Source organism: Shewanella sp. SM74 (assembly GCF_025653725.1).
Lineage (GTDB): Bacteria > Pseudomonadota > Gammaproteobacteria > Enterobacterales > Shewanellaceae > Shewanella > Shewanella oncorhynchi.
In genome coordinates, this window is sequence record NZ_JAKKRZ010000019.1 from 43,371 (window position 1) to 68,311 (window position 24,941).

Here is a 24,941-nt window from a genome sequence, read left to right on the forward strand (position 1 = left end):
TTAAAACCCGAACAAAAATGCCTCTGATCTAGAGGCATTTTTTATCTGTCTTGAGGCTAAAATCTGACTAAGCTTTGGGTGAAATCTAAAGTTTACAACTGACGGATAGCTTGTTCGGCCGCTGGCAGAAAGATTTCGCTGACGATCATTTCATGCTCACCGTGATGGAAATAGCGGCGGCGTCCCCAGAGTGCATGTTCGACACTTTGATCTAAACTTTCAGCTAAGTGGGCAAGGCGACTACAGGTTTCGAAACTGGCAACTTCGATTCTACCGGGGATGAAGTTATCTTGGCTAAACAGTAATTCACCTAAGGGGCGAGTACCCAAACTAAGGAAATCCATTTTGCGCTCGGCCATTAATTTTTCAGGGATTAAGGTTCTGGCAAATACCCAAGGTATCGAGTCGAGGCAAAGCAAGACTTCACGGATCCATACAGCACCTTGCTGGGGATATTCGCCCTCTAAGGGAGCATGCAGTCCTTCGCCTAGTATCTTTACTTCAAATTGAGCACAGCAAGTTTTGAGTTTTTGCGTTAGGCTGCCAGTGGCAAGCAACCATTCTTTCAAGGGCGATTTGGGGAGTTTGTCGGCTAGATCGGCTGAAAACCACTGAATAGATTCACCATAGGGAAAGCTTAAGCTAGTCACATTCATTAAATACTCGTTACAATATAAACAAACGTCGGCAGTCTAGCATGTCGCGACGCGAGCATATATACCCAAGCTACCTGAAGATACTGATCTGGCGTTTTCAGGTTGTTTGGCTATATAGATTGGGAAGTTTCTTCCATTACCGTTATTGTTTTAGGGAGCCGTAAGTCGCTATGAAAAAATTACTCTCAGTCTGTCTTATCCTGTTTACAAGTGTTTTCAGTGTTTATGCGGCCGATGAAAAAGAAGCTGCACCTGCTGCAGCAACCCCACCTACGGGTGAGTATGCCTACTATGGTTTCGAACCCGAAATTGTCACTAACTATATTTCTAATCGCAAGAAATTGGGTTTTGTGAAGATTAGCGTTGAGTTAATGGTAAAGAGTCCAGATGATCTAGTGACAATTGAGCTCCATAATCCATTATTACGAGCCGCAATTGTTGAAGTGTTAGGCAATCAATCGGAAGAGAAGATTAAGTCACTCACGGGTCGTGAAGAGATTCGTCGTGAGTGCTTTGAAATGGTCAACAATTTGATCACCAAAGAAGCTGGCAAACCCTTGATCGTAAACTTATTGTTCACCTCTTATCTGTACGATTAATTTACTGCCCCATTCCATGGGCTGACTCAGGTCGGCCCATTGCGTTACAAGAGCTATTATGTCAAAACCTGCCGTGAAACCCGTCCAATTAGTGACTGCGAAACGCCTAACGAGTACAGCCAACATTGGTCATGCAAAAACTAAAGCACCAAAGCAGGCTAGAACGGAGGTGAAAGGCAAAGCCAAGTCGGTCAAAAACAGGCCTAGTGCTGAGATCAAAAAAGCTTTGCATCCTCGAAATGTACACTTGAACGGCTATGATTTTCCGGCGCTGATGAGTTCATTCCCTAAGCTAAAAGCCTTTGTTCGACCCACGCCTTATGGGGCTTTATCGGTCGATTTTGCCGATCCGTTAGCGGTTAAAATCCTTAATGCGGCGCTACTGAAACATCATTATGGGATTGAATCTTGGGATATTCCTGATGGAGCGTTATGTCCTCCTATTCCCGGTCGAGTCGATTATTTACATTATTTAGCAGACCTTCTAGCCGAAGGCGATGATGTATTTGCTTTGGATAAGACTAGGGCATTAGATATCGGTACTGGCGCGAACGGTATTTATCCCATATTGGGTTGCCAAGTATACGGTTGGCAATTTGTCGCCTCGGATATTAATGCCGGTTCACTCAGTAATGTGCAGAGTATTATTGAGCAAAACCCAGTGCTGCAAGGGCAGATAAGTTTACGATTACAGCCAAATGATAAGGCGGTCTTCAAGGGAATCATTCAAGCCGGAGAACGTTTTGCGTTAACCCTGTGCAATCCGCCATTTCATGCCTCTATTGCTGAGGCGAGCGAAGGTACAAAGCGTAAGGTGAATAATCTGCAGCTCAATCGGGGTGGCTTGGTAAAGGCTGCGCCTAAGCTGAATTTCGGTGGTCAAGGAGCTGAACTTTGGTGCCAAGGCGGTGAACGACAGTTTTTAGCGACTATGATCCGTGAGAGCCAAATGTTTGCAGATCAATGCTTATGGTTTACCAGTCTAGTGTCGAAGAAGGAAAACCTGAAACCTTGTTATCAAGCCTTAGCGCAGTTGAAAGTCGATACTGTGAAAACGATTGAGATGCAGCAGGGCAATAAAATTACGCGGGTTTTAGCGTGGAGTTTCCAGTCAGCAGTTAAGCGCAAAATCTGGCGCGGTGAACACTTAGCCCGTTAAGACTTTTGAGTATGACCCAATTAAGTACTGCTAACAAAACAGGCGCCAATGGCGCCTGTTTTGATTAAAGGTAAAAATAACCACTGTTACTGCGGCTTTTCTTCCTGATGATCACGGCGGAATAACGCCCACTCTTCCATGGCTTCACCGTTTGGCAAGGTACAGATGCCATGCTCACCTTCGGTGGTTTTCTCTATTGCTAAGCTACCACCCAGGGAGATGCAATACTCAGAGGCGGGATTGGCAATTTTAACTTGCGCAGCAGGCTTTTCAGCTTCGCCGCAACCCACGAGTGCCACAGTTGCCAGCAGTAAAGTTGCAGCAAGCGGTAATAGGACTTTCATAGATCCTCCTTGAACACTTATTTACGCCCTAAAATTCGCAGAATGCGGAGGAATAAGTTGATGATATCCATATACAAAGCGGCTGCGCTATCGATGGCATTATCTATGGTTTTCGGAATTTGATTCGCCCGTCCCCAGTCGTAACCTATATACCCGCAGAAAATCAGCACGACGATCCAATCTAAAATCCCGTGGTGGGTATTAAAGATAAACACTTCAATCAGTTCGACGACGATGACGAGTATCAAAGCAATCGTGAGTGCGCCGGAAATTTTTTGGAAAAAGGCGGGAAAGAGTGTGCCTAAACACATCATGGCAATGGTCACTAGGCCTGTGATGCGAATGGCTTCCGTCACTAACTCAGGGTCGTATTGACTGACTACCATATTGATAATCAAGCCGAAGGGGACGACTACAAAGTTGTAGCCAATAAAGCTGACGACGGGATTGCTCGATTTTTGAAACAGATAAATCCCGAAAAAACAGGAGGCAAAATAGCCGATAAAGAAAATCCAAGGATTCACGCTGGCAATCGCTTCTGGGTCGATATTGGTGACCATCCAATAGTTAACCGCAAAACCCCAAATCAGCGTGAGGCCGATAACGAGGTTGTACATGCCTGCGCCAACGATGGGATCGTCTGTGGTCATGCGATCAAATACACTGTTTTCCGAATCCATATGTTTTCCTTGTGATTTCCTTATGTTAACTGGTCGTTCAGCCTCACCAGCGTCGAGCTAAGTTAAGGCAAGTAAAGCCGTTTTTCAAGCGAGAATATCTTAAGCCTGAGTACCACAGACACTGCAGTTGGCGTGTTTCGGTAGTTTCATCTCACGAAACTCCATCGTCATTGCATCGATCATCAAAATGCGGCCCGCTAAGGTTTTACCCATACCAGTGATGACCTTGATGGCTTCAACCGCCTGCAAGCAACCTATCATGCCGACGACAGGGGCTAGGATGCCCGACTCGACGCAGCTGAGTTGTTGCTCGCCAAATAGGGCGCTAAAGCAATGATAACAAGGTGTTTCGCTGTGATAATCGAACACTGTTACCATGCCTTCCATGCGAATCGCCGCAGCGGACACTAAGGGCACTTTATGCTTAAAACAGCTGAGGTTGAGTTGTTCGCGCACACTGACATTATCGGTGCAGTCGAGCACTAGATTGTGATTGGCGACAAGGGCGTCAATCTCATGATCATCTAATACTGCATTGATAATGTTGATCTTAATAAAGGGATTGAGCAGACTCAGGCTCTGTTTGGCCGATTCGACTTTTGGCTGGCCGACATTGGCATCTTGATGCAGCACTTGGCGCTGCAGGTTAGAGAGTTCAACGTGATCAAAATCGACCAAGGTCAGCTCGCCAATCCCTGCAACTGTGAGGTATTGGCTGGCGGCGCAGCCTAATCCGCCTGCACCTATCATCAACACTTTCGCTTGTTTTAGGTGTTCTTGGCCGTCGATATCCATGGCTTTGATGGAGATCTGACGGCTGTATCTTAAGAGTTCGCTGTCGCTAAGAATATCGTCAGGCACATTCATGGAGATTTTCCTAGCAAAGCACGCTGTTAAAGGGCTCGACCGTCACTTGCGTGCCAGCGGCTGTATCTCCTTGGAATTGCTCCAATAAAACGAAACAGTTTGCTAAGCTCATCGAAGTCAACATGCCAGAACCTTGGCTACCGGTAATGGCAACTTCAAGTTTACCTTGTGCATTACGGCTTAAAACGCCCCGTTGATATTCGACGCGGCCTGGTTGTTTACGCACAGGCGTGGTGAGCGCAGCGTCTAACATCAAAGGTGCAACTGGGGTTAACCCCTGCATCTTGTTCAGTATTGGCCAAACGAGTTTGTAAAACGTCACCATAGAAGACACGGGATTCCCCGGTAAACCACAGAATATCGCTTTGCCTATTCGGCCCATGGCAAAGGGCTTGCCTGGTTTGATGGCGAGTTTCCAGAAGGTAATTTTGCCTTCCTCATCAAGAATTTGTTTAGTGAAATCCGCTTCACCGACCGACACGCCACCCGAGGTTAATACCATGTCGGCTTGGCTGGCAGCATGGCGAAATGCCTGACGTATGGCTTCAGGATCATCGGCTATTACGCCTAAATCGAGCCATTCCACATTAGCGCGGCTGAGTAAGCCTTGGATCGAGTAACGGTTTGAATCGTAAATTTGTCCTAGGGCTAATTCGCTGCCAACGGGACGTAGTTCATCGCCAGTGGAGAAAAAGGCCACTTTAAGCTGACGATAAACTCGCACTTGGCTAACGCCAATAGTGGCTAACACCCCGAGTTCGGCGGCACCAATTTGAATGCCAGCACTGAGCACTTTAGTGCCTTGGGTGAGTTCTTCACCGCGGCAACGCACATTGGCGCCTTGCGCCCTAGGATGGCGGATATGAATAATCTCACCTTCAACCTCGGCTTCTTCCTGCATTTGCACTGTGTCATAACCTGTAGGCACAGGCGCGCCCGTCATGATCCGCACGCAGGTATTAGGTTTGGCTTCACCTTTAAAACCATGGCCAGCGAAGGAACTGCCGATAAGGCGCAATGCGGTCTGATTGGTTTGCGTATTTAAGTCGACAAAACGGAAGGCGTAGCCGTCCATAGAGGAGTTGTTAAAGGGCGGCAGGTCGATGCAGGAAGCTAAATCTTCTGCTAGGACGCGGCCAAGGGCATGGGGAAGCAATACGACTTCGGTGTCTGACACTGGGCTAACTTGCTCGAGCAAAAGGGGAATAGCTTGATCTGGATGCATTAAGCTAGGTTGCGAACAAGGATCGGCTGTTACGGACATTAGGGTCTGCCTTATATGCAATGGGTCGTAATGACGCTGAATGAATTTCCACCTGATTATGACTGGCTATTATGCCACGGTGATCTGGGATGGCTATGATTTGCATGTGAGTTTCTGTGATAGGCCAGTCAGTTTTTTCTGCCACTTTGGGCGATAACCTCGCTAGAAGTCACACAATTTACTGCGCTAATTCGAGGGTTGAACGCGAGTCGATGAACAAATGAAAATCATTTTTATCAATGAATCATTAACTTAGCAATAAATCCAAAGGTAAATTTTGTTGCTTTTGTCGACCCCCTTGATGACAATGTCCCCTATGATTCAGTTCGAATGCAAAAGAGGATTTACTATGCTGTCTGCAACTATGATCGAAAAGTTGAATGAACAAATTAATATGGAGTTCTTCTCCTCAAATTTATACCTGCAAATGAGTGCGTGGTGTGAAGATCAGGGATTTGAAGGCGCAGCTAAGTTTATGCGTGAGCACGCGGATGAAGAAATGGGCCATATGCGTCGTCTGTTCACGTATGTGAGTGAAACCGGTGGCTTACCTTTGTTAGGTGCGATTGCGGCGCCGCAGTCACAGTTTGATTCTTTACTGGCGTTGTTTGAATTAACCTATGAGCATGAGCAGCTGATTACCCGTCAGATCAATGCCTTGGCCCATGCCGCATTTTCGAATCAAGATTACTCAACCTTTAACTTCTTACAATGGTATGTCGCTGAGCAGCATGAAGAAGAAAAGCTGTTTAAGTCGATTGTCGATAAGATACGTTTAGTGGGCGAAGATGGTAAGGCACTGTTCTTTATCGATAAAGATTTAGCTAAGCTAGCCTCTAAGGGTGGCGAAAGCATAATGAACGGTCAAGGCCAACAACAGGCTTAAGTTGCTTTTAATAACAAAAAGGGGCCAAGCCCCTTTTTGTTTGGTTTACGCTTAGAATTGATAACGTAAATTGAGCTGGTAGCTGAGGAAGTCATTCGGCTCAATATCCACATACTGATACCCCAAGCCAACTGACCAAGCGTCACTCACTTGATAGCTAAACCGCACTCCGGCATACCAATCAGTGCCATCGAGTTCTGTGGTTAAACGGCTATTGCCCATAGTGCTACTGATATCCGCTTGCCATCGAAATAATCCGATAGGTACTTCAAACCGCCAAGCATCATGCTGCAGTAAGGTTAAACGCAATCCCAACATCACGCCATCAGCCAGTACGGGGGTCACGGCTTTGACCTGCTCATGATATTGCGCCGGAGTCAGACTTGCGCCCTCAATCCGCGCACTTCCATTACCAAAGTCGGCATAGCCTAATTCGATTGCCACCATGGGAGTCCATTGATAACCCACACTTAAGCCAAACGCAGTATCTTTGTCATCAACCGATGTCACTACGCCAGCTGCAGCGTCAGACTGTAACTCTCGTCTGCCGCTATCAGCCTGAGCTTGGCCGACAAAGCCCTCGGCATACCAGTTATCAGCGGCATTCGCTTGAGTCACTGTGCTGGCGAGCAACACAGCCCCCAAGACCACTTTATGTAATTTACGGCGACGGATTAAACCCGTCGTAATGAGCAATCCTAATGCCCACAAGGACAGACTGCCGCCACCCGATTTGTTATCAATCACCACCTCTTGATAGGCCTTAACGGTAATTAACACTTGCCCGGTTGCCTCACCGCCCAACCCATCGCTAATCTGATAACTCACAGTATCGACACCATCGAATCCTGTTTTAGGGATATAACGCAGCTTGTTAGTCTCAATGGATACTGTCCCTTGCTGCGCGGTTGCGCTGACTAAGGTTAAAGCATTGCCATCTGGATCGCTGTCATTACTCAACACATCGAGTAGCAAGCTCGTTCTGTCGTCGGTTGCGGCGCTGTCGTTGACTGTCGTTGGCGCGGTATTGCCACTCACTACCACAGTCAACTCACTACTCGCAGTGCCACCTTTTCCATCGGTAATGCTATACACCAGCACATCAGTACCGATGAAATCGGTTGCTGGCGTGTAACTTAGCTGCTGATTAGCCAAGATGACGGCGGTACCAAACTCGCTAGTCACTTGTGTAACTGTCAAGGCATCACCATCGCTATCGGTATCATTGGCGAGCACATCAACATCGAGGCTCTGATTCCAAGGTAAAGAGGCCGTATCTGGGTTCGCCACCGGTAAATGGTTGCCATTGAGTATCACGGACACGCCACTTGGATCGACGATAGTACGGTTAGCGATGCCATCGTCATCGTTTGGTCCACCATCTTCTATGGTTAACTGCACACACCAATGGCCTTCAGTTAATCCAGAAGTCCAACGACTGTCTCCTGGTGGAGGACAGAAACCACGCTCACCTTCACTACTGGCGACACTATTGCGCGTATCAATCACAAAATCCTTCCAACCATTTTGGGCTTGATACTTACGATATACCGCATTGGCAGGAACTGGCGAACGTTGTGGTATCACCAGACTGTAACTCTGCCCTTGTTGTGGCAATCCCGTCGCGATGAAGTCAAAAATACCGCCGACATTGGCCGCTATGCTGTCTTCTGGGACAAGATCAGGTAATAGTTGAATACCACTTTGCTCTTGCATCAGTGCAATATTACCTAAGCGTAAGCACACGCCAGCCTGCCCTTCAGCCAAGAAGTACACAGGCTGCAATTCACCTTCGGGCATAATGTTACAGTCGTTAATCGCATCCAAGTAATCAGGAATACCGTCATCATCTGAATCGGTAAAGCCTTCTTGAACATCTGGGATCAAATCACCGTCTGTGTCTGCGCCTGTCAATATAGGTAGGCTTGAACGTACAACAATGTAGACTTGTTCTGTGGTTGACAGCGCTGGCAAACCATTATCAGTAACCGTCACACTCACAGGGTAAATGCCCGGCAGTACAGATACTGGAGAGAAGAACATGCCCGCATCATCGGATTGTAAGTTCAGCGAACCGCTTGCCCATGTTGACGCTAGGCTGTCCTGCATATTGGCATCACTGATATCAGCATCAATGCGTACATCACCGCCATTTTGCGCCACAATAAATTGGTGCACTCCCGCTTGAGTCACATCCAACGTTACCTTAGGCGCAATATTCGCTTCGGTGATCAACACCTGGGTTTGCTGCTTACTGCCCAAGTTCAAGCTAGGATCTAGACTAATCAGCACATCCTCATCCCCTTCGACCTCACCATCTTCAAAGGTGCTAAAGCGGATCTCAGCTTGTTGGCCCGATGTCACTTCGACCACCCCATCAACCAAATCATGATCACCGCTACCTGCAGAGCCTGAAACGGTATAAGGCACAGAAAGTGGATATACGGGTGCGGCGCCATTAAGGTGCACGCTCACTACCACCTCATTGCCCTCACCGACAAGTTGATCTTTACTCAAGGAAATCAAAGGATGCACTTTCACCTTTTGTGCTTTAATCGCCTTATTACCATCGCGATCAATAGCTTGCCAGTAAGCTAAGTAGCTGCCTGGTGCGAAGAACAGACTCTTATTCACCAGAGAAACGGGCAATGGATGACCGTTACGATCGACCGCTTTTGCGAAGCCGAGCTCAACGCGAGTAAATAGGCCCGTCGCATTCACATCGACATCGTCAGGCAAAGTGATCACGGGCTGATTGTCCGACTCAGTGCCTTCAATCAATACATTCACTTTGGCACTTGCACGCCCTTTATTGCCATCACTGATGGTATAGCGAAGTGCCACAGGCCCGACATAGGCTTCAGGCGCAGTAAAACTCAAGCCCTCACTAGTGATTTGCACACTGCCGATATCCGCAGCCGCGCCATCAATCGTTAAGGTATCACCATCGACATCAACATCGTTCGCGAGCACCGCAAGCGCATACATATCGTTGGCGGTACTTGTTAAGGTGTAGTCGTCATCAACCGCCTGCGGATCATCATTCACTGGCGTGACGTTAATCGTGACAGTTGCAGGCTCGGAACTCAGCTCGGCATCCTTAGCAATAAAGCTAAACATGTCTGTTCCATTGAAATCCTTCTCAGGGGTATACAGCCAAACAGTGCCATGTTGCTCTAAGGTGCCGGATTCTGGCTGACTCACCACTTCATAGGTAAGCGGGTCGTTATCTGCATCTACGGCCGTTAGGGTTATCATCACAGAACCGTCTTCCTCTAACGTCACAGTTGAGCTTGTCGCTACAGGCGCATTATTGGTATTGGTCACTGTGATGCTGAAGCTTTGCTCTGCCGTTAAGCCGTCAGTGTCTGCCACCCGTAGTGTTACTGGGTGTGCACCTACATCGCTATTGCTTGGCGTGCCGCTTAACAAGCCAGTAGCCGCATTAAAGCTCAACCAACTCGGTTTAGTCACTGTGCTGAAGGTCAGTACATCACCCACATCAGTATCCGCGGCCACAAGGGTGTAGCTGTACGCGGTATCTTGCGTTGCTGTGGTAACCGCCGTTGAACTAATGGTCGGAGCATCATTGACGTTGGTCACTGTAATACTAAAGGATTGTTCTGCTGTTAAGCCGTCAGTGTCTGTCACCCGCAGTAATACGGCATGGCTACCCACATCCGCATTGCCTGGCGTGCCACTTAACAGTCCAGTGGCAGCATTGAAGTTCAACCAACTCGGTTTAGTCACTGCACTGAAGGTCAGTACATCCCCCACATCAGTATCCGCAGCCACAACGGTGTAGCTGTACGCGGTATCTTGCGTTGCTGTGGTCACCGCCGTTGAACTGATGGTCGGCGCGTCGTTGACGTTCGCTACACTTAAATTAAATGCAGGTAAACTCGCTGACAAAGTGCCATCAGAAACACTAATAACAATACCGTTTGTCATACCGACATCTTGATTGGACGGTGTACCTGACAGAGTGCCTGTTGCTGGGTTAAAAGTCGCCCACACTGGTTTATTTAGGATGCTAAAGCTTAGTGTCTCTCCCGGAGAATCAGTCGCTGTAGGCGTAAACAGATACGAAGCACCTTGGTTAATGGTTAATATGGGTGAACCCGTAATCGTGGGCGCAGAATTGGATGGCTGAGGTGTCACACTGTTTGATGCCGCAGAAACAGCACTTGTCCCTGCAGCATTAGTTGCGGTAACGGTAAAGGTGTATGCAGTGCCATTAGTTAACCCGGGGAAATTAATGGGCGAACTCGCGCCCGTTACAGTAGCACCGCCGGGGTTGGCAGTAACGGTATAACCACTAATTGCCGAACCGCCATTGGAAGCCGGTGCAGTAAAGCTGACCTGCGCTGAGCCATCGCCTGCTGCTGCGCTAACAGCGGTGGGAGCACCTGGCAGCAGTGTGTTGGTCAGGCTAAGGTCGTTGCCATCACCACCTGCATAGCTGGTAATTAAGTTGCTGGAATTACCGCTGGCAACAAAGGCGCCGCCCTCAGCAATACCCGAGAAGGTGCCACTAATCGCATCTGCACCATCATTGGTAATCACTGTATAGCTATCGCCGTTGGCGGCGACATAGCTGTGAGTAGCTGAGATGTTGGCGCCTGATAATGATACTGTTCCTGCCACATTCAACCTATCGTATTGCATGACAGCAGTCGTGCCGGCGATATCCAATAGTAGATTACCACCGGAATTTATCGTTAATCCGTTAGCAATAGAGAGAATGCCGATACCCGAATCACCCGGCGCCAGGTTGCCGCCGCTGTTGATAACGACACCCGGCGCGGTACCCAACCCGCCCAGGGTTGCGCCCGATGCGACCGTCACATCAGAGCTGGTAGAATTGGAACCATTCACGATCAAACTGCCTGCAGACACTTGAGTTGAACCCGTGTAACTATTGGTACCTGTGAGTTTGAAAGTGCCGCTACCATTTTTGGTAATGCCGGACACATTTGTAGAAGAAATTACACCCGAGAACGTTGTGCTGCTGTTGTCACCGCCGGTGGTTAAACGATAACTCAACACGACATTACCGGCGCCCGCAATGGAACCAATGGTTTCGTTACCAGCCGGCAAGCTCAGGGTTGCGCCTGCGCCCACCGTCACCGGGACAGTATCGGCAACGGCGCTACCGCCAGCGAGTGCTAAACCGCCTGCAGCAACGTTGATCGCCCCGGTTGCCGTATTGGTGCCGCTGAGGGTCAATACGCCTGCACCGCTTTTGGTCAAACCGCCCGTGCTACTGATAACACCGGATATTGTCATGGCATTGTCGTTAGTGATCGTTGCGTCACCGGCCAGCACAATGGCGTTAGTAACCGTCTGGGCACTACCGGTAAGGGTTAGCAGGCTGGAAGCATTGATTGTGACTGCGCCTGAACCCAGGTTAGTCGAATCCGCTACTGTTACTCCGTTAGTACCAGAAATAGCCAGCCCACCGGAGAAACTATTGGTACCGCTTAGCGTTAAATTACCGCCACTGGTTTTGCTAAGTGCCCCTGCGCCGCTAATATTGCCTGACAATGTCAGGATTTGTGCTGCACTCAATACCTGAATGCCACCGCCACTGGCCCCCAGCACTATGGGGTTATCCAGATTAAAACTGGCCATGTTGTTGCCCAGAACACCGCCATTCAGGGTGAGGGTTCCTGTAGAGAAAGCACTATCGCTGCCAATCCACAATTCACCCGCTGTGACAGTGACATCGCCACTGTGACTATTGTTGTTTGTATTCGTCAGGATTAAGCGACCAGCACCGGTTTTGGTTAAAGCGCCCGCACTGCTCAATTCACTGCCCAAAGTTAACCGGTCACCGCTGCCATTGGTCAAACTGAGGCCGCCCGCCAGGGTGAAAGTACTGCCGGTAATAGAGGCAGTGCCCAGCGCATCTGCATCTATCGTAATGCCCGCTGGAACTGTTAAAGGCGCGCCCAAAGTGATAGTGGTGCCGTTCAATCCCACCGCGAAATCAACAGTACCGCTAGCCGCTACATAATTGAGCGCCTCACGTAGGGACAGGCCGCCGCCATCGACCAGATCAACCCCCAGGCTGCCGTCGATAGTCGCATCAGCACCTGAGTCAGCATTCGTGGTGACTGTGACCGGGCCATCGATAGTGACCGCCAAAGCCGCCGAGGCACTGCTGACATTAGCTGCCGCATCAGTTGCCGTTGCCGTAATGTTGTGGATGCCATTGGCCATAGCGCCAGCGGTAAAACTCCAGTCGCCGGAGCCATCCGCCGTTGTAGTACCCAAAGTTCCGCTCAGAGAAGAAATTACTGTCACTGTGGCATTGGCTTCTGCCGTGCCGGTAAAGGTAGGGGTATTGTCACTGGTGTTATTATCTGTATTGGATACACCTGTATCAGAGCCTGCATCCAAATCAGGGGTGGAAGGTGCAGCGGGGACATCGCGATCCACACTGTGGGAAGTGCCACTATTGTAAGCTGCTATACCATTGCCAGCCGCATCTGCAATATTGGTTGAACCATTGAGATTTAACTTGAGCGTGCCCGTACCACTAATGGTATTAATGGTGACGTTTACGGTGGAGCCTGACACTGCCGAAACACTGGCAATAGTGCCTGCCGCCGTTCCCGTCGTAACCAGTGCGAAGTCATCAGTCGAAATGTTGTTTACCGACTCATCAAAAGTAACCGCAAAGTCCATGCTTGCCGCATTGGCTGCCGGCGAACCGCTGGGGGCGATGCTGGTGACGCTGGGGGCGACTGCATCAACTAATACCGAGGTTGTTGCCCCCACGCTATTGAGAGTCAGGTTAGCATTATTAGAAGCTGAGTCTCGCAAGGTACCGCCATTCGCGCTCAAAGTGCCGACAGCAATACCATCTGTATCAGACTCTCCCGCTTGAACGGTGTAACGGAATAATAATGCACCGGTTCCCGAACCACTTTGATAAGTTGCTTGACGAGTTGTCGCGCCAACAGTAATGGATAATTGTGGTGTACCGCCTCCGGTATTGACGGTGACGTTTTCACCGAAGTTAATGGTGAAGTTCAAGTTTTGTCCTGCGGTATAAGTAGCATTAGCCGGAACAGTGACGGACGTAACTGCTGGCGCAGTTGCATCAACTAATACCGAGGTTGTTGCCCCTACACTATTGAGAGTCAGGTTAGCATTATTAGAAGCTGAGTCTCGCAAGGTACCGCCATTCGCGCTCAAAGTGCCGACAGAAATACCATCTGTATCAGACTCTCCCGCTTGAACGGTGTAACGGAATAATAATACACCGGTTCCCGAACCACTTTGATAAGTTGCTTGACGAGTTGTCGCGCCAACAGTAATGGATAATTGTGGTGTACCGCCTCCGGTATTGACCGTCACATTGTCATTGAAATTAATAGTGAAATCTAAATTTTGACCTGCGATATAGGTTGCGTTCGCAGGAACGCTAACGCTATTCACAGTTGGTGCGACGCCATCGACAATAATCGCTTTATTTGCACCTAATGAATTGGCTGCCCCCGGGCTTGCCAGCGTCAGGGTTGCGTTGTTAGCCGCAGCATCGCGTATTGTACCGCCGTTCAAGGCCAGCGAATTGGTCGCCACATAATCCAAATCAGTTGTAGTGTCACCCGCCTGAACTGTGTAGGTACAGGTCATGCTAGTGCCAGTGCCGCTCGCGCAACTCGCTACCCGGTCGGTAGTGCCGGTTTCCAGCTCCAATTGCGGCGTGCCGGTCACTATCACAGATTCATCAAAGTTGACCTGAATACTAATTGCATCACCTACTTTGTAGGTGCCATTGGCAGTACTGGAGTTAACCGAGGTTATTGTGGGGGGAGTGGCGTCGGGGGAAGCCACTACAACATCGAATGTTCGATTGGTGGCATTGCCAGAGCGATCTGTAGCGGTGATGGTAATAGTGGAGGTTCCAACGGATGCCCCCGTCACCGTTACAGTGCGGTTTGCACCGCTCCCTCCCAACACGACATTTGCCAAAGGCACTGCGGTGGTATTGGAACTGGCGCGAGTGACATTGATGCTAGCCACCGGCGTATAGTTGTCACCAACGGTAAAGGCAAGTGCGCCGGTGTCGCCCCCTGTAACTATATTTTGATTAGAGATGGCGCCGATGGTTGGGCCTGTATTATCAGCTGGCTCAGCCTCAAAACTATTCAGTGTCATGTAGGTAAGATTAGATCCACCCGCATTGACAAAAGCCAAACGAAACTTCGTTAAGTTCACGCCGACAAAATTTGACAGCTGACTTCCAGATATAAAAGTAAAAGTATTTGCAGCACCCGTATCGCTTGTAATGGCTGTTGATTCAATAGTCCCGCCACCAGAGACATAACCTATTACCTTCACGCTACTGAAAGTGTGGCTGCCCGGAAACTCGCCCGCAACAACATTGGCCAGCTGAAAAGCACCACTACTTCTGCGCACTTCAATATGATTTGTACCGCTGACAGTTTCCTGAGCAACTGCAAGGCCACCAGCTGTCTTTAAAAATGCGTTGGTATCGCCCCCAAAGTAATTCGCCAAGGCAACAGTCGTTCCGCTATAACCATTGTTGTGCATAAAACCGCAAGCAATGTAGTTACCCGACGAAAGCGAACCATAATTATAGTTCTGGCTTGGACTGTTATCCGGGCAATGACTTGGATTACCAGGTTGAACATCCGCATCAGGAGTATTTCCGTTATAGGTAAAGTTGAGCAAGTTATAGGTCGCCAGCACAGCCGAAAAATCCTTCAACGCCTTTTCCGAAAACGCCAATTCCGTTTCAATATTGCCGCGCTGGATTTCCAAATCCCAATCGCCCTGCTGCTGGATATTACCGGTTAAGTCATTGGACGCCGCCACATCAAGGTGGGTATTACGCTGCACAATATCCAATAATTCTTCACCAGCTTCAGTGGATGCCAAATCACAACCGTACAAAAGTAAATCGCCGCCTTCGCGCACTGCGCCATTCAGGGCAGCAAAGGTTTCTACTTCCGTTTTAAGTGTTTCTGCAGAGATTGTAGAATTGCCCAGTTGCAAACTACCGGCCCGGGCGTGAGACACAATATGAACCGCCGTAAGGTTCTTATAATTCGCCAAAATAGATTTCAACTGCGTAAGTCCCGCAGCAGACGATTCTATTTCAACAATATCAACGCCCGGTTTTACCGCGCGATAAAACTGCTGTTTATCAGGCACCGCCGAATCGATCACTACCATTTCACTTACAGCAACGGCACTGACAATATCCAGCTCATCCTCTGCCAGAATCCGACGCTGTGCAGTTTGAGGTGAAAGGATGCGCTTATTGTCAGAATAAGCCGGGTTGTAACCCGCAACTGCAGTGCTCAGGTAGCTGCGTTGGTAAGTGCCGGCAGTCTGCATCGGTACACCATATAGCCCCAGAGGCAACAACAGAGAGGAAAAACTGGTAAGGAGTGTTTTATTCATGATGGTAAATTTCCATTGCTGTTCGCAGAAGGCGTTGGTGTTTTCTTACTGGCAATGATATTGGCAGCAGTACCTTTGGTATCCTGCCAAAAATCCATCTCCTGATACTTAATGAACAAATCAGGCGGTAAAATACTGCGACGGGTTTTGAACTCCACTTTCTTTTTCACTGTGTGCAATCCTTTAACTCCCAGCTTTTGATCAAATTCGCTCTCTTCATAGCTCACATTATTAAAATCATGCTCAAACGCCGGCTCATCAATAAAACGATAAATTAGCTCGATAGTTCGCGCAGGATGTTGTGTGAGCAGGTCGTAATCCACTAATAACAAGCGATCAGAAAATTCGCCGTAGTAGGCTTCTTTCAAAGCAGTCCATGCGCTACCAACAGTGCCACCACCGTTGATAAGCGAATCGCATCGGCTATACACGGTACCGCGTGAGGCGGCACTAAACATCCGGCTGTAATCAAAAGGGTTTTTACGGTAGATGGCTTCAAAACTGTCCATAATCCAAGCCGGATTACGTACGCAGCAAATCACTTTAAAATCGTCAAACAACTCGACCAATTGGTGCAATCTGGCTGTCCAGTGCCGGTTGGTGTCGAACAACACCGGCTGGTTTTTATCGGTATAATAGGCATCGATCAAGGCTCTGCAAATCATCTTACGTTTTGCTTCATCAAAAAACGAATAGGATTCGCTGGCTGCGCCCATCTGCTCCAGCACACCATTAACCAGCCCAGCTACCGGACTGCTCATCGCGGCATGAAAACGTGGATTCTGTTTGAGGATACCAGCCAGCAGGGTTGAACCTGAGCGTGGTAAGCCGGAGATAAAGTGAAACTGCTGTGACATAAGAGAGTACTTTTAAGTTGTTGAAGAATTGTTGTTTTAAATGTAACAAAACGCAAGTGTTATTCAGTGCATATTCAGTCGTTTCTGGATTAAAGTCTGGTTGTAGGGCCGATTCGAGATTAGGTAGATCATGCCAGTACTCCTGTGTAGCAATGGAGAAGGCTTGCAAGGTAGGATGTGCTGTTTGATACTCGGCCCTTGCAGCGCAAAGGCAATACATCCCAACCGCCCAGACTCCCTTGACGATAATCACGCTGATTTACGTGGGGTAGCCAGTCTTGCAGCAGCAAAGCATTCAGCTCTTGCTGTAAACTAAGGGAGTTTGGAACTTGAGCTAATAGGGCAAAAGAACAGATATCCATATCCAACCGCTTAATTTTCACACTAAAAATAATTAGTCATCCAAGACTAGCACAAAGATGTAAGCATACAAGTTACGGGAATAATCATCATAGCGACCACTGAGAATTACCCTGCTCATGCGTCAATCGCAGGCGTTGTTCAGCATACAAAGAATAAGAAATACCCAATGTTTTACTGGAAGACTATCGATACGCTCCTGCTCGACATGGATGGCACGCTGTTAGATTTGCACTTCGACAACTGTTTTTGGCTGAGTTTAGTGCAACAGGAATTAAGCAGGCAACGGAGTCTGAGCAAGGACGAAGCGCAGCAGTTAGTCGTAAATGCCTATGAGAGAGTCGTCGGCACACTCGATTGATACTCCTCGATTATTGGCAGGAGCAGCTACAACTCGACATTATGGGTTTGCATCGCACTTTAGTCGATTACATGCGACATAAGCCAAGTAGCGGCCTCTTTATCGACGGCGAATCCATCATCAATACCGGTAAACTTGCTGGCGCGACTATCAATTTTTGATTGAAACTCTGATAGTACAAAGCCCGTAAAAGCCTTTCATTTATTTAGCATTTATAACTATCAAGCTTCTGATGTGTGTTGTAAGTGTTTATTTAATAAAAATTAAATCATGAGGCCCAACTTTATACGTGTATATTATGCGGGCAATAATCTATAACAAAAAAGCAGCCTAGGCTGCTTTTTTGCTATTTATTCTTCAATTCTTTTTGCTATTAGTTGCTAGCTTTCAGCATCTTAGATATTCACGCATCTATCTTGGTAATCGTGGTTGAGCAGTGCTGTGTGCTTGATGTGCAGCAAGGGCGTGATCTCGTCGAAGGGCAGCGGTTTAGAGATCAAATATCCTTGGGCAAAGTGGCAACCTAGATCCCGCAGGAAGTGCCACTGGGCTTCGGTTTCTATGCCTTCGGCCACTAACTCCATTTCGAGGCTTTGCCCCATCATGACGATGGCTTTGACTAAGTTAGCATTAGCGTTACTTTCGAGGGCATTTTCCACAAAGCTACGATCGATTTTAATCACTGAAATAGGGAATTTTTTCAAATAACTCAGGGAAGAATAACCTGTGCCAAAGTCATCGATATAGATTTGCGAGCCTAAATGGCGAATCGATTCGAGCGTGCTCAAGCAGTGGCTAGCATCGCCCATCAGCATGCTTTCTGTGATCTCAATATGCACATTGCGCGGGTTCACATGGTGGCGGTTAAAGCATTCCTGCAGCACTTGGTCGAATCCCATGCCGCGGGTGTTGATACATTGGCGGCCGGAAACATTAATCGCGACATTGATTTTTAAGCCACTTTTCTGCCACTGCCTGAGATCATGCATGGCTTGGTTGAGCACCCATTCGCCCATAGGTTCTATCAGTCCGGTTTCTTCGGCCAGCGGGATAAATTGATCCGGTGGGATCAGGCCAAAGTCAGGGTCTTGCCAGCGGATAAGGGCTTCGACGCTGCAGACCACTCCAGTTTGCATATCCACTATGGGTTGATAATGCAGGGCAAATTCATTTTGTGCTACGGCGCGGCGCAGGCGTTGCTCTAACTCCATCCGAGCGAACATGGCTTCATTCATGCCCGCGGTAAAGTATTTGAAATTATTACGTCCGGCATCTTTGGCTTGATACATGGCGGTTTCGGTATTGCGGGTGAGTGAGCTGGTATCCAAACCATCTTCGGGATAGACGCCGATACCAAAGCTGGCTGAAATCTGGATCTCGCGGTCATTTAAGTCAAACGGCATGCCTAAGGTTTCGATAATACGCGTTGCCATGTGTTCGATGGCAAGCTCGTTGGTCAGCCGTGGCAAGATAAGCACAAACTCGTCGCCACCGATACGTGCGATAAAATCGGTTTTCCCCGCAATGCCTTCTAAGCGCTTTGCGACATCTTTAAGTAATAAGTCGCCAGTGGCATGGCCTTGTACATCATTGATATATTTGAATTGATCCAAATCAATCAGCAAGATAGCCAGCTTGCGAGAGTCATGCTGCGCCACATGTATTTCGTGCTGCAGTCGTTCATTGAACAGCTTACGATTAGGTAGCCCAGTTAACCCATCGAAGTTGGCCTGATACCAAAGATCCTGCTCATATTGTTTACGCTTACTGATATCCATAAATAAACCAATATGTTGGATTATTTTACCTTGTTCATTTCGCACCACAGTAATCGCTAGATACTCGGGATACACTTGGCCATCTTTGCGTTTATTCCAAACTTCACCCTCCCATTTCCCTTCTTTTTGTAGTGACTCCCACATGGCGGTATAAAAGTGTTTAGGATGACGGCTAGAGCTGAGTAGGGAGGGACTGCGGCCTTTTACTTCTTCCAATGAATAGCCCGTAATGTGGCAAAAAGCGGGGTTGACCAGTTCGATATGGTTGTCGGCATCTGTCACCACTATGCCTTCGGCAGAGTAGTCAAACACAGCTGCAGCACGGCTTAGGGCGTGGTTCGCTTTTTGCCGTTCACTAATCATACGGTTCATGGCGCTGGCCATGCGGGCGAGTTCATCTGTGCCTGAGACGTGGATATTAATATTGAGCTGTGGATCTGCTGCCATTTGCTGCATGTCATTGGCAATCTTAGTGATCTTATCCATAAAATTGCGGATGATCTTTTGTCCAAGCCAAAGTGTGATGGTCGCGGTGAACAAAGCCGAGAACAAGTATAAGCCGAGTAAGATTAAGGTGTGGTTTTGTTGATATTCGCTCTGCTGCGCCATGTTCTTGGTGATATTTTGCGCCAGCAAATGTAGTTGATTGATACGCTGAGTGGTGAGATCCCACCACTCCTGGCTATCAATTGGATGTGGCGGCATTAATAGTTGGCTCATCGCTTGGCTTAATTTGTCCTCACTGGCAGGGACTTGCGCGATGGCTTTGATCTCCGCCATCGGCAAACCTTGCTGCTGCAGTTGCTGCAACTTGACCATGCTGAATTGGTATTGATTTATGCTGTCTTCAATGGTTTTCAGCGCCGCCTTAAATTCGGGTAGAGAACGAGTCTCGTGACTGAGTTCATCCAAATTAAGCTGAATCGTCGCAAGTGCTGCATTAAATTTTTGCAGTGAAATCTCACCGCCCTTAAGCAAATAGTCCTGAAAACTGCCCATTAAGCCACCGTAACCTAAGTAGGCATTAATATTTTGTGCCAGAGCGCTAATGCGAGTTTGTTGTTCAATTTGCTTGCTGATTTGCAGAATGCGTTGATTTTCTGGCGAATCTTGTAGGTTTTGCAGTAAGGACCTTCTATCGGAAATTGATGCATTACTCGCGTGCATCACGGCTCGCTCATATTCATACATAAAGGAGATTATGGTGCGGTAATCATTAATATTGAGTGACTTGCTGAGCAGTAATTGATTGATGGCACTTCGTTCTTTTACGGCCAACTCCTGCACCATAAGTAGGTTCAATAGATCGGTATAGGCACGGGACTGACTGATTTCGTTGGTTTGTAACTGTAATAACTGAATGAGCTGCAAAAGCTGAGTGTGGAATTGATTATAGAGTTCCGTAAACTGACTCAGTGTTTCGTCTGTGTGGTTTTGGTGAACGTTAGCGAGTTTGTTGCCTGTGAGTTTGAGTGCAACCAACAATGCGTTCATTTTGTTTGCTTCAATACTTTTAGGGTCGAGCGCCTCCAGAAGATGCTCTAAAGGCTCACTGTTCAGTAATGCATCGAGTGCTTTTGATCTAGTCGCTTGTTGCTGTAATAGCACTTCATCGGTTGGTCGCTGATTTGTACTTAGACCATATTCGTTTTGCAACTGATAGAGTAGATCAGTGATTTGTACCGTCGTTTGTACCGCAAGATGATTGTGCTTGGCCGAGTGTGATTCCTTTATCAAGTCATGCATGCGCGTCAGAATGAAAAAGCTCATCATTAATAATGGGACTAACGAAAACAGAATGAGCTTTTGCTTCAAACTGAGATGGTGTAGCGCTGACGGCATTAAAGATCACTCCACTCGTTCGCCTAGGCAGAAAAAGAAAATTCAACGTAATAACGTTGAATCCGAGTTACAAATAGGACTAGGCACAGGGTGAGGATATTTAACATAGGCGGCCAGCTACCGCGACCTTTAGTTTATGGATATCTAATCTAGGTCACGAAATTAAGCAAATTGTTATATATCATGCTAAGAGACTATTTTTATTAACCTATTTTGCACCTATCAAACAAGCATTTGCTTTGTCTGTGATGTGAAGCAGTATTTCATCATTCGAAAGAATGACTTGTTTAACTTGACCTTTCATCGGTTTTTTAGTGCATTAGGTGGAACGCGATTGTTAACGGTAAATCTACTTAAATAAAAAGGACGTTTGCCGCAGCTAAACGTCCTTCTATTTAAATCAATGCCCTAAATTCAGGCGATTGGCATGTTATCTAGCCGACATTGGCCAGCAATGATTTGCGATAAACGACAATATCTTCAATCGTTAACACGGGTATATTGTGCTGGGCACCGAAGGTAATAATTTCGGGCAAACGCGCCATAGTGCCATCGGTGTTAGTGACTTCACACAATACGCCAGCGGCTTTTAAACCCGCGAGTTGCATTAAATCAATAGTGCCTTCAGTGTGACCACGGCGGGTCAATACCCCACCCGGTTGGGCGCGAAGTGGATACACATGGCCAGGACGAGCGAGATCACTTGGCTTAGCGCCATCGGCAATCGCCGCTTTAATGGTGGTCACGCGGTCTGCGGCAGAAACGCCAGTCGTCACACCGACTTTAGCTTCAATACTCACAGTAAACGCCGTGCCGTATTGGCTCGAGTTGTTTTCCACCATAGGGGGTAACTCGAGGGCTTTTACTTTTGCATCGGGTAAACACAGGCAAACAATACCGCTACATTCACGGATGAGCATGGCCATTTGAGCGTTAGTCAGCGTCTCGGCAGCGAAAATTAAATCGCCTTCGTTTTCTCTATCTTCGTCATCGACAACTAACACACCTTGGCCTTGACGCAGGGCATTAAGACCCGCTTCAACGCGTTCGATAGCAGTACCAAAAGGAGCAAGTAAAGACTGATTCATGGTTAATATCCTTAAAAAATACGACATTGGAATATCCAGAATCAGGGCGTGCAGAAATACAACGTAATCAAACCAAATGGCTCGATTTTGCTGTAGCAATATCACTTCACTTGGGGTGAAGTTATTGCAAAACATGAGGCTAACACTGAGATATATCAGCGCATTGCACTGAGATACCACAATGTTGTCTTACATTCTCTTCCATCCGGACTCAGCACTGTCGCCATTAAAGCAAACAGTCCATTACCGTCGGCTCTGGAATAGTCAGTTTTGCACTAGGCAAAATCTAAGGCACCAGATCTGCTGACCCCGAAAGTGATTTCGGGCGCTCGCGGGCTTTGGGTGTCGCTCAGCAAAATAATCACTTAGTCGTTACCCATTTACCGCCGGTGGGGAGTTTCACCCCGCCCTGAGAATTTGCTTTTGAGCCATTTGCGCTCAAAAACGCGGTTATGTTGCTCTTATTTACCGCGAATGGCAACTTCTCGCGTTCAATGTTTGCGCTAGTGCACACCTGACCACTATCATACTGAACACATAAGCTAATTGACTTGCCGTCGCATTCTTCGACGGTCGTTATGGACGTCACAAGGACGTATAAATGCGCTCTCTGCTACTCACTTTAGGTATTGCTATGTTGTTATCCGCTTGTTCGACCTCCAAAGGGCAAGTACCTGCCCCGGTTGCTGAAAAAATTCCCCATGTGATGACTTTACATGGCGTAACGCGTACCGATGATTATTATTGGCTGCGTGATGATGAGCGCAAAGATCCTAAAGTGTTGGCCTATCTCAACGCTGAGAATCGTTATACCGCTGCTTATTTCAAACCATTAAAGCCATTGCAAGATGGTCTTTATAAAGAGTTAACCGAGCGTTTAGTCGCCGATGAGTCGAGCGTGCCGTACCAATGGCATCAGCACAGCTATTATCACAGATACCAAGAGGGCAGCGAATATCCGCTGATCAGCCGTAAGGGCGCCGATGGTGTTGAGCAAGTGATGCTCGATGTTAACGAGCGAGCTAAGGGCCATGAGTTTTATGGTTTAGGCGGCGCCAGTGTCAGCCCAGATGAAACCATGTTGGCCTTTGGCGAAGACGTCCTCAGCCGCCGTGTATATCACATCTATTTTAAAGACTTGGCTTCGGGCGACATGATCACCGACGTGCTTGAAAATACCGAAGGTCGCGTAGTGTGGGCGAACGACAACAAGCATGTGTTCTATATCGCCAAAGATCTAAAAACCTTGCTGGGCTATCAAGTGTATCGCCACGAGCTGGGCACTAAGCAATCGAGCGATGTCTTAGTGTATGAAGAACAAGACGATTCATTTTATATTTCACTTGGTAAAACCTTAGATGAGTCGCAAATTGTGTTGTTCCAAGAAAGCACCACGACGAGTGAAGTGTCTATTCTCGACGCCAGCGAGCCTTTAGGTTTATTCAAACCAGTGTTAGCGCGAGAAGAAGGTCACGAATACAGTGTGTCTAAGCTGGGTGATACTTATTACATTCTCACCAACTGGCAGGCGACTAACTTCCGTTTGATGAAAGTTGCCATCAAAGATGCGGCGGACAAATCTAAGTGGCAAGAAGTGGTTGCGCATAATCCCAATGCCCGTATCGAAGACGAGTTAGTGCTCAAGGATTATCTGATTATTCAGACCCGTGAAAACGGCCTAACGCGGATTAAAGTGATGCCGCTCAATGGTCAAAAGCCCTTCGAGTTGAGCTTTGATGAGCCTGCTTATGTGATGGGTTTAGAGATTAATTCCCAGCAAGACAGCAATAAGTTACGCATATTTTACTCCAGCCTAACGACGCCAGAAGCCGTATACGAATATTCACTGGTGAATCCCGATAGACGTGATTTATTGAAACAAGATCAAGTCTTAGGCGGCTTCGATGCCAGCCAGTATCGTGCCGAACGGATATTTGTGACGGCCCGCGATGGTGCGAAAGTGCCCGTCTCTTTGGTGTATCGCAAAGATAAATTCAAGAAAGATGGCACTAACCCTCTGTATCAATACGGTTATGGATCTTACGGTTACACAGTAGAACCCGATTTTTCTTCATCTGTTATCAGTCTGCTTGACCGCGGTTTTGTGTATGCCATCGCCCATGTGCGCGGCTCAGAAATGCTAGGTCGCCCTTGGTATGACAATGGTAAGTTGTTGAATAAGCAGAATACCTTCAATGATTTTATTGACGTAACAACGGCATTAACGGCGCAAGGTTATGGCGACAAAAACAAGGTTGTTGCCTCTGGCGGCAGCGCGGGTGGTTTGCTAATGGGCGCGATTGCTAACCAAGCGCCGGACAAGTATTTCGCCCTTGCAGCCCATGTACCTTTTGTTGATGTGGTGACGACTATGCTGGACGAGTCGATTCCGTTGACGACCAATGAGTACGACGAGTGGGGCAATCCGAACGAGAAAACCTATTTCGATTACATGCTGAGTTACTCGCCCTACGACAATGTCACTGAGCAAGAATACCCACACATGTTAGTGACGACAGGTTTGCATGATTCCCAAGTGCAGTATTTTGAACCCGCCAAGTGGGTCGCTAAACTGCGCGATGTACAGAATAAGTGGTACAAGATGGATGATAAGGTGTTGTTATTCAATGTGGATATGGAAGCTGGCCACGGCGGTAAGAGTGGTCGCTATCGCCAATACCAAGACACAGCCCAAGAATATGCCTTCTTCTTGAGTCTGTTAGGTATGGCGAAGTAGGTCATTCGCAAGTGACTGG

General features: G+C 47.8%; 13 protein-coding genes, 2 pseudogenes and 1 riboswitch. Of the genes and pseudogenes, 5 read left to right on the forward strand and 10 right to left on the reverse strand.

The annotated features are described in order from the left end of the window. Positions 1-92: 92 nt before the first annotated feature. A complete protein-coding gene (locus tag L5M49_RS17740; RefSeq protein WP_131525672.1) occupies positions 93-656 on the reverse strand; it encodes a chorismate--pyruvate lyase family protein in 564 nt (187 codons plus the stop codon). A 170-nt stretch (positions 657-826) separates the two neighbouring features. Here L5M49_RS17740 and L5M49_RS17745 point away from each other — a divergent pair, with 170 nt between their 5' ends. Both L5M49_RS17745 and rlmF read left to right on the forward strand, forming a co-directional pair. After that, complete coding sequence (locus L5M49_RS17745; protein WP_105250969.1) at positions 827-1,255, forward strand: flagellar basal body-associated protein FliL; 429 nt, start codon at positions 827-829, stop codon at positions 1,253-1,255. A gap of 58 nt (positions 1,256-1,313) precedes the next feature. Continuing rightward, positions 1,314-2,414, forward strand: coding sequence for a 23S rRNA (adenine(1618)-N(6))-methyltransferase RlmF (rlmF, locus tag L5M49_RS17750; protein WP_263266567.1), 1,101 nt, complete (start codon positions 1,314-1,316; stop codon positions 2,412-2,414). An 86-nt stretch (positions 2,415-2,500) separates the two neighbouring features. Here the strand turns inward: rlmF and L5M49_RS17755 are convergent, their stop codons facing one another. The 4 genes from L5M49_RS17755 to glp form a co-directional block, all read right to left on the reverse strand. Next, complete coding sequence (locus tag L5M49_RS17755) at positions 2,501-2,758, reverse strand: DUF333 domain-containing protein (protein ID WP_263211895.1); 258 nt, start codon at positions 2,756-2,758, stop codon at positions 2,501-2,503. Between the two features lie 17 nt (positions 2,759-2,775). Next, positions 2,776-3,438 (reverse strand): Bax inhibitor-1 family protein, encoded by a 663-nt coding sequence (locus L5M49_RS17760; RefSeq protein ID WP_263211893.1) that lies wholly within the window; start codon positions 3,436-3,438, stop codon positions 2,776-2,778. Between the two features lie 99 nt (positions 3,439-3,537). Next, positions 3,538-4,305 carry a molybdopterin-synthase adenylyltransferase MoeB gene (moeB, locus tag L5M49_RS17765; RefSeq protein WP_263266568.1) on the reverse strand — a complete coding sequence of 256 codons (768 nt, stop codon included), beginning with the start codon at positions 4,303-4,305 and terminating at the stop codon, positions 3,538-3,540. 10 nt (positions 4,306-4,315) lie between these two features. Next, on the reverse strand, positions 4,316-5,569 hold the full coding sequence (glp, locus tag L5M49_RS17770; RefSeq protein WP_263266569.1) for a gephyrin-like molybdotransferase Glp: 1,254 nt from the start codon (positions 5,567-5,569) through the stop codon (positions 4,316-4,318). Between the two features lie 349 nt (positions 5,570-5,918). Here glp and ftnA point away from each other — a divergent pair, with 349 nt between their 5' ends. Beyond that, positions 5,919-6,455 (forward strand): non-heme ferritin, encoded by a 537-nt coding sequence (ftnA, locus tag L5M49_RS17775; protein WP_263266570.1) that lies wholly within the window; start codon positions 5,919-5,921, stop codon positions 6,453-6,455. Positions 6,456-6,506: 51 nt separating this feature from the next. On the opposite strand, the gene L5M49_RS17780 is transcribed toward ftnA, so the two are convergent. The 3 genes and pseudogenes from L5M49_RS17780 to L5M49_RS17790 all read right to left on the reverse strand — a co-directional run. Next, positions 6,507-15,899, reverse strand: a complete 9,393-nt coding sequence (locus tag L5M49_RS17780; protein WP_263266571.1) for an Ig-like domain-containing protein — start codon at positions 15,897-15,899, stop codon at positions 6,507-6,509. Beyond that, positions 15,896-16,756 (reverse strand): sulfotransferase family protein, encoded by an 861-nt coding sequence (locus tag L5M49_RS17785; protein WP_263266572.1) that lies wholly within the window; start codon positions 16,754-16,756, stop codon positions 15,896-15,898. Before L5M49_RS17785 ends, L5M49_RS17780 begins: the two co-directional genes overlap by 4 nt. A 106-nt stretch (positions 16,757-16,862) precedes the next feature. Beyond that, a pseudogene (locus L5M49_RS17790) lies at positions 16,863-17,118 on the reverse strand (aspartyl/asparaginyl beta-hydroxylase domain-containing protein); the annotation flags it as partial. Positions 17,119-17,285: 167 nt separating this feature from the next. On the opposite strand from L5M49_RS17790, the pseudogene L5M49_RS17795 reads away from it, so the two are divergent. Then, a pseudogene (locus tag L5M49_RS17795) lies at positions 17,286-17,581 on the forward strand (HAD family hydrolase); the annotation flags it as partial. A gap of 291 nt (positions 17,582-17,872) precedes the next feature. On the opposite strand, the gene L5M49_RS17800 reads toward L5M49_RS17795, so the two are convergent. Both L5M49_RS17800 and ribB read right to left on the reverse strand, forming a co-directional pair. Then, on the reverse strand, positions 17,873-21,097 hold the full coding sequence (locus tag L5M49_RS17800) for an EAL domain-containing protein (RefSeq protein WP_263266573.1): 3,225 nt from the start codon (positions 21,095-21,097) through the stop codon (positions 17,873-17,875). Between the two features lie 434 nt (positions 21,098-21,531). Beyond that, a complete protein-coding gene (gene ribB / locus L5M49_RS17805; protein ID WP_263266574.1) occupies positions 21,532-22,185 on the reverse strand; it encodes a 3,4-dihydroxy-2-butanone-4-phosphate synthase in 654 nt (217 codons plus the stop codon). A gap of 189 nt (positions 22,186-22,374) precedes the next feature. After that, a riboswitch (FMN riboswitch) is annotated at positions 22,375-22,606 on the reverse strand. A 180-nt stretch (positions 22,607-22,786) separates the two neighbouring features. Here ribB and L5M49_RS17810 point away from each other — a divergent pair. Next, positions 22,787-24,922: a S9 family peptidase gene (locus L5M49_RS17810; RefSeq protein ID WP_263266575.1), complete on the forward strand. Its 2,136-nt coding sequence runs from the start codon at positions 22,787-22,789 to the stop codon at positions 24,920-24,922. Positions 24,923-24,941 lie beyond the last annotated feature (19 nt).

Excerpts from the sequence above, each read along its gene's own strand:
- rlmF (WP_263266567.1), top strand. The coding sequence starts at position 1,314 with ATGTCAAAACCTGCCGTGAAACCCGTCCAATTAGTGACTGCGAAACGC.
- L5M49_RS17755 (WP_263211895.1), bottom strand. The coding sequence starts at position 2,758 with ATGAAAGTCCTATTACCGCTTGCTGCAACTTTACTGCTGGCAACTGTG.
- L5M49_RS17785 (WP_263266572.1), bottom strand. The coding sequence starts at position 16,756 with ATGTCACAGCAGTTTCACTTTATCTCCGGCTTACCACGCTCAGGTTCA.
- L5M49_RS17760 (WP_263211893.1), bottom strand. The coding sequence starts at position 3,438 with ATGGATTCGGAAAACAGTGTATTTGATCGCATGACCACAGACGATCCC.
- moeB (WP_263266568.1), bottom strand. The coding sequence starts at position 4,305 with ATGAATGTGCCTGACGATATTCTTAGCGACAGCGAACTCTTAAGATAC.
- L5M49_RS17800 (WP_263266573.1), bottom strand. The coding sequence starts at position 21,097 with ATGCCGTCAGCGCTACACCATCTCAGTTTGAAGCAAAAGCTCATTCTG.
- L5M49_RS17780 (WP_263266571.1), bottom strand. The coding sequence starts at position 15,899 with ATGAATAAAACACTCCTTACCAGTTTTTCCTCTCTGTTGTTGCCTCTG.
- ribB (WP_263266574.1), bottom strand. The coding sequence starts at position 22,185 with ATGAATCAGTCTTTACTTGCTCCTTTTGGTACTGCTATCGAACGCGTT.
- glp (WP_263266569.1), bottom strand. The coding sequence starts at position 5,569 with ATGTCCGTAACAGCCGATCCTTGTTCGCAACCTAGCTTAATGCATCCA.
- L5M49_RS17740 (WP_131525672.1), bottom strand. The coding sequence starts at position 656 with ATGAATGTGACTAGCTTAAGCTTTCCCTATGGTGAATCTATTCAGTGG.
- L5M49_RS17810 (WP_263266575.1), top strand. The coding sequence starts at position 22,787 with ATGCGCTCTCTGCTACTCACTTTAGGTATTGCTATGTTGTTATCCGCT.
- ftnA (WP_263266570.1), top strand. The coding sequence starts at position 5,919 with ATGCTGTCTGCAACTATGATCGAAAAGTTGAATGAACAAATTAATATG.
- L5M49_RS17745 (WP_105250969.1), top strand. The coding sequence starts at position 827 with ATGAAAAAATTACTCTCAGTCTGTCTTATCCTGTTTACAAGTGTTTTC.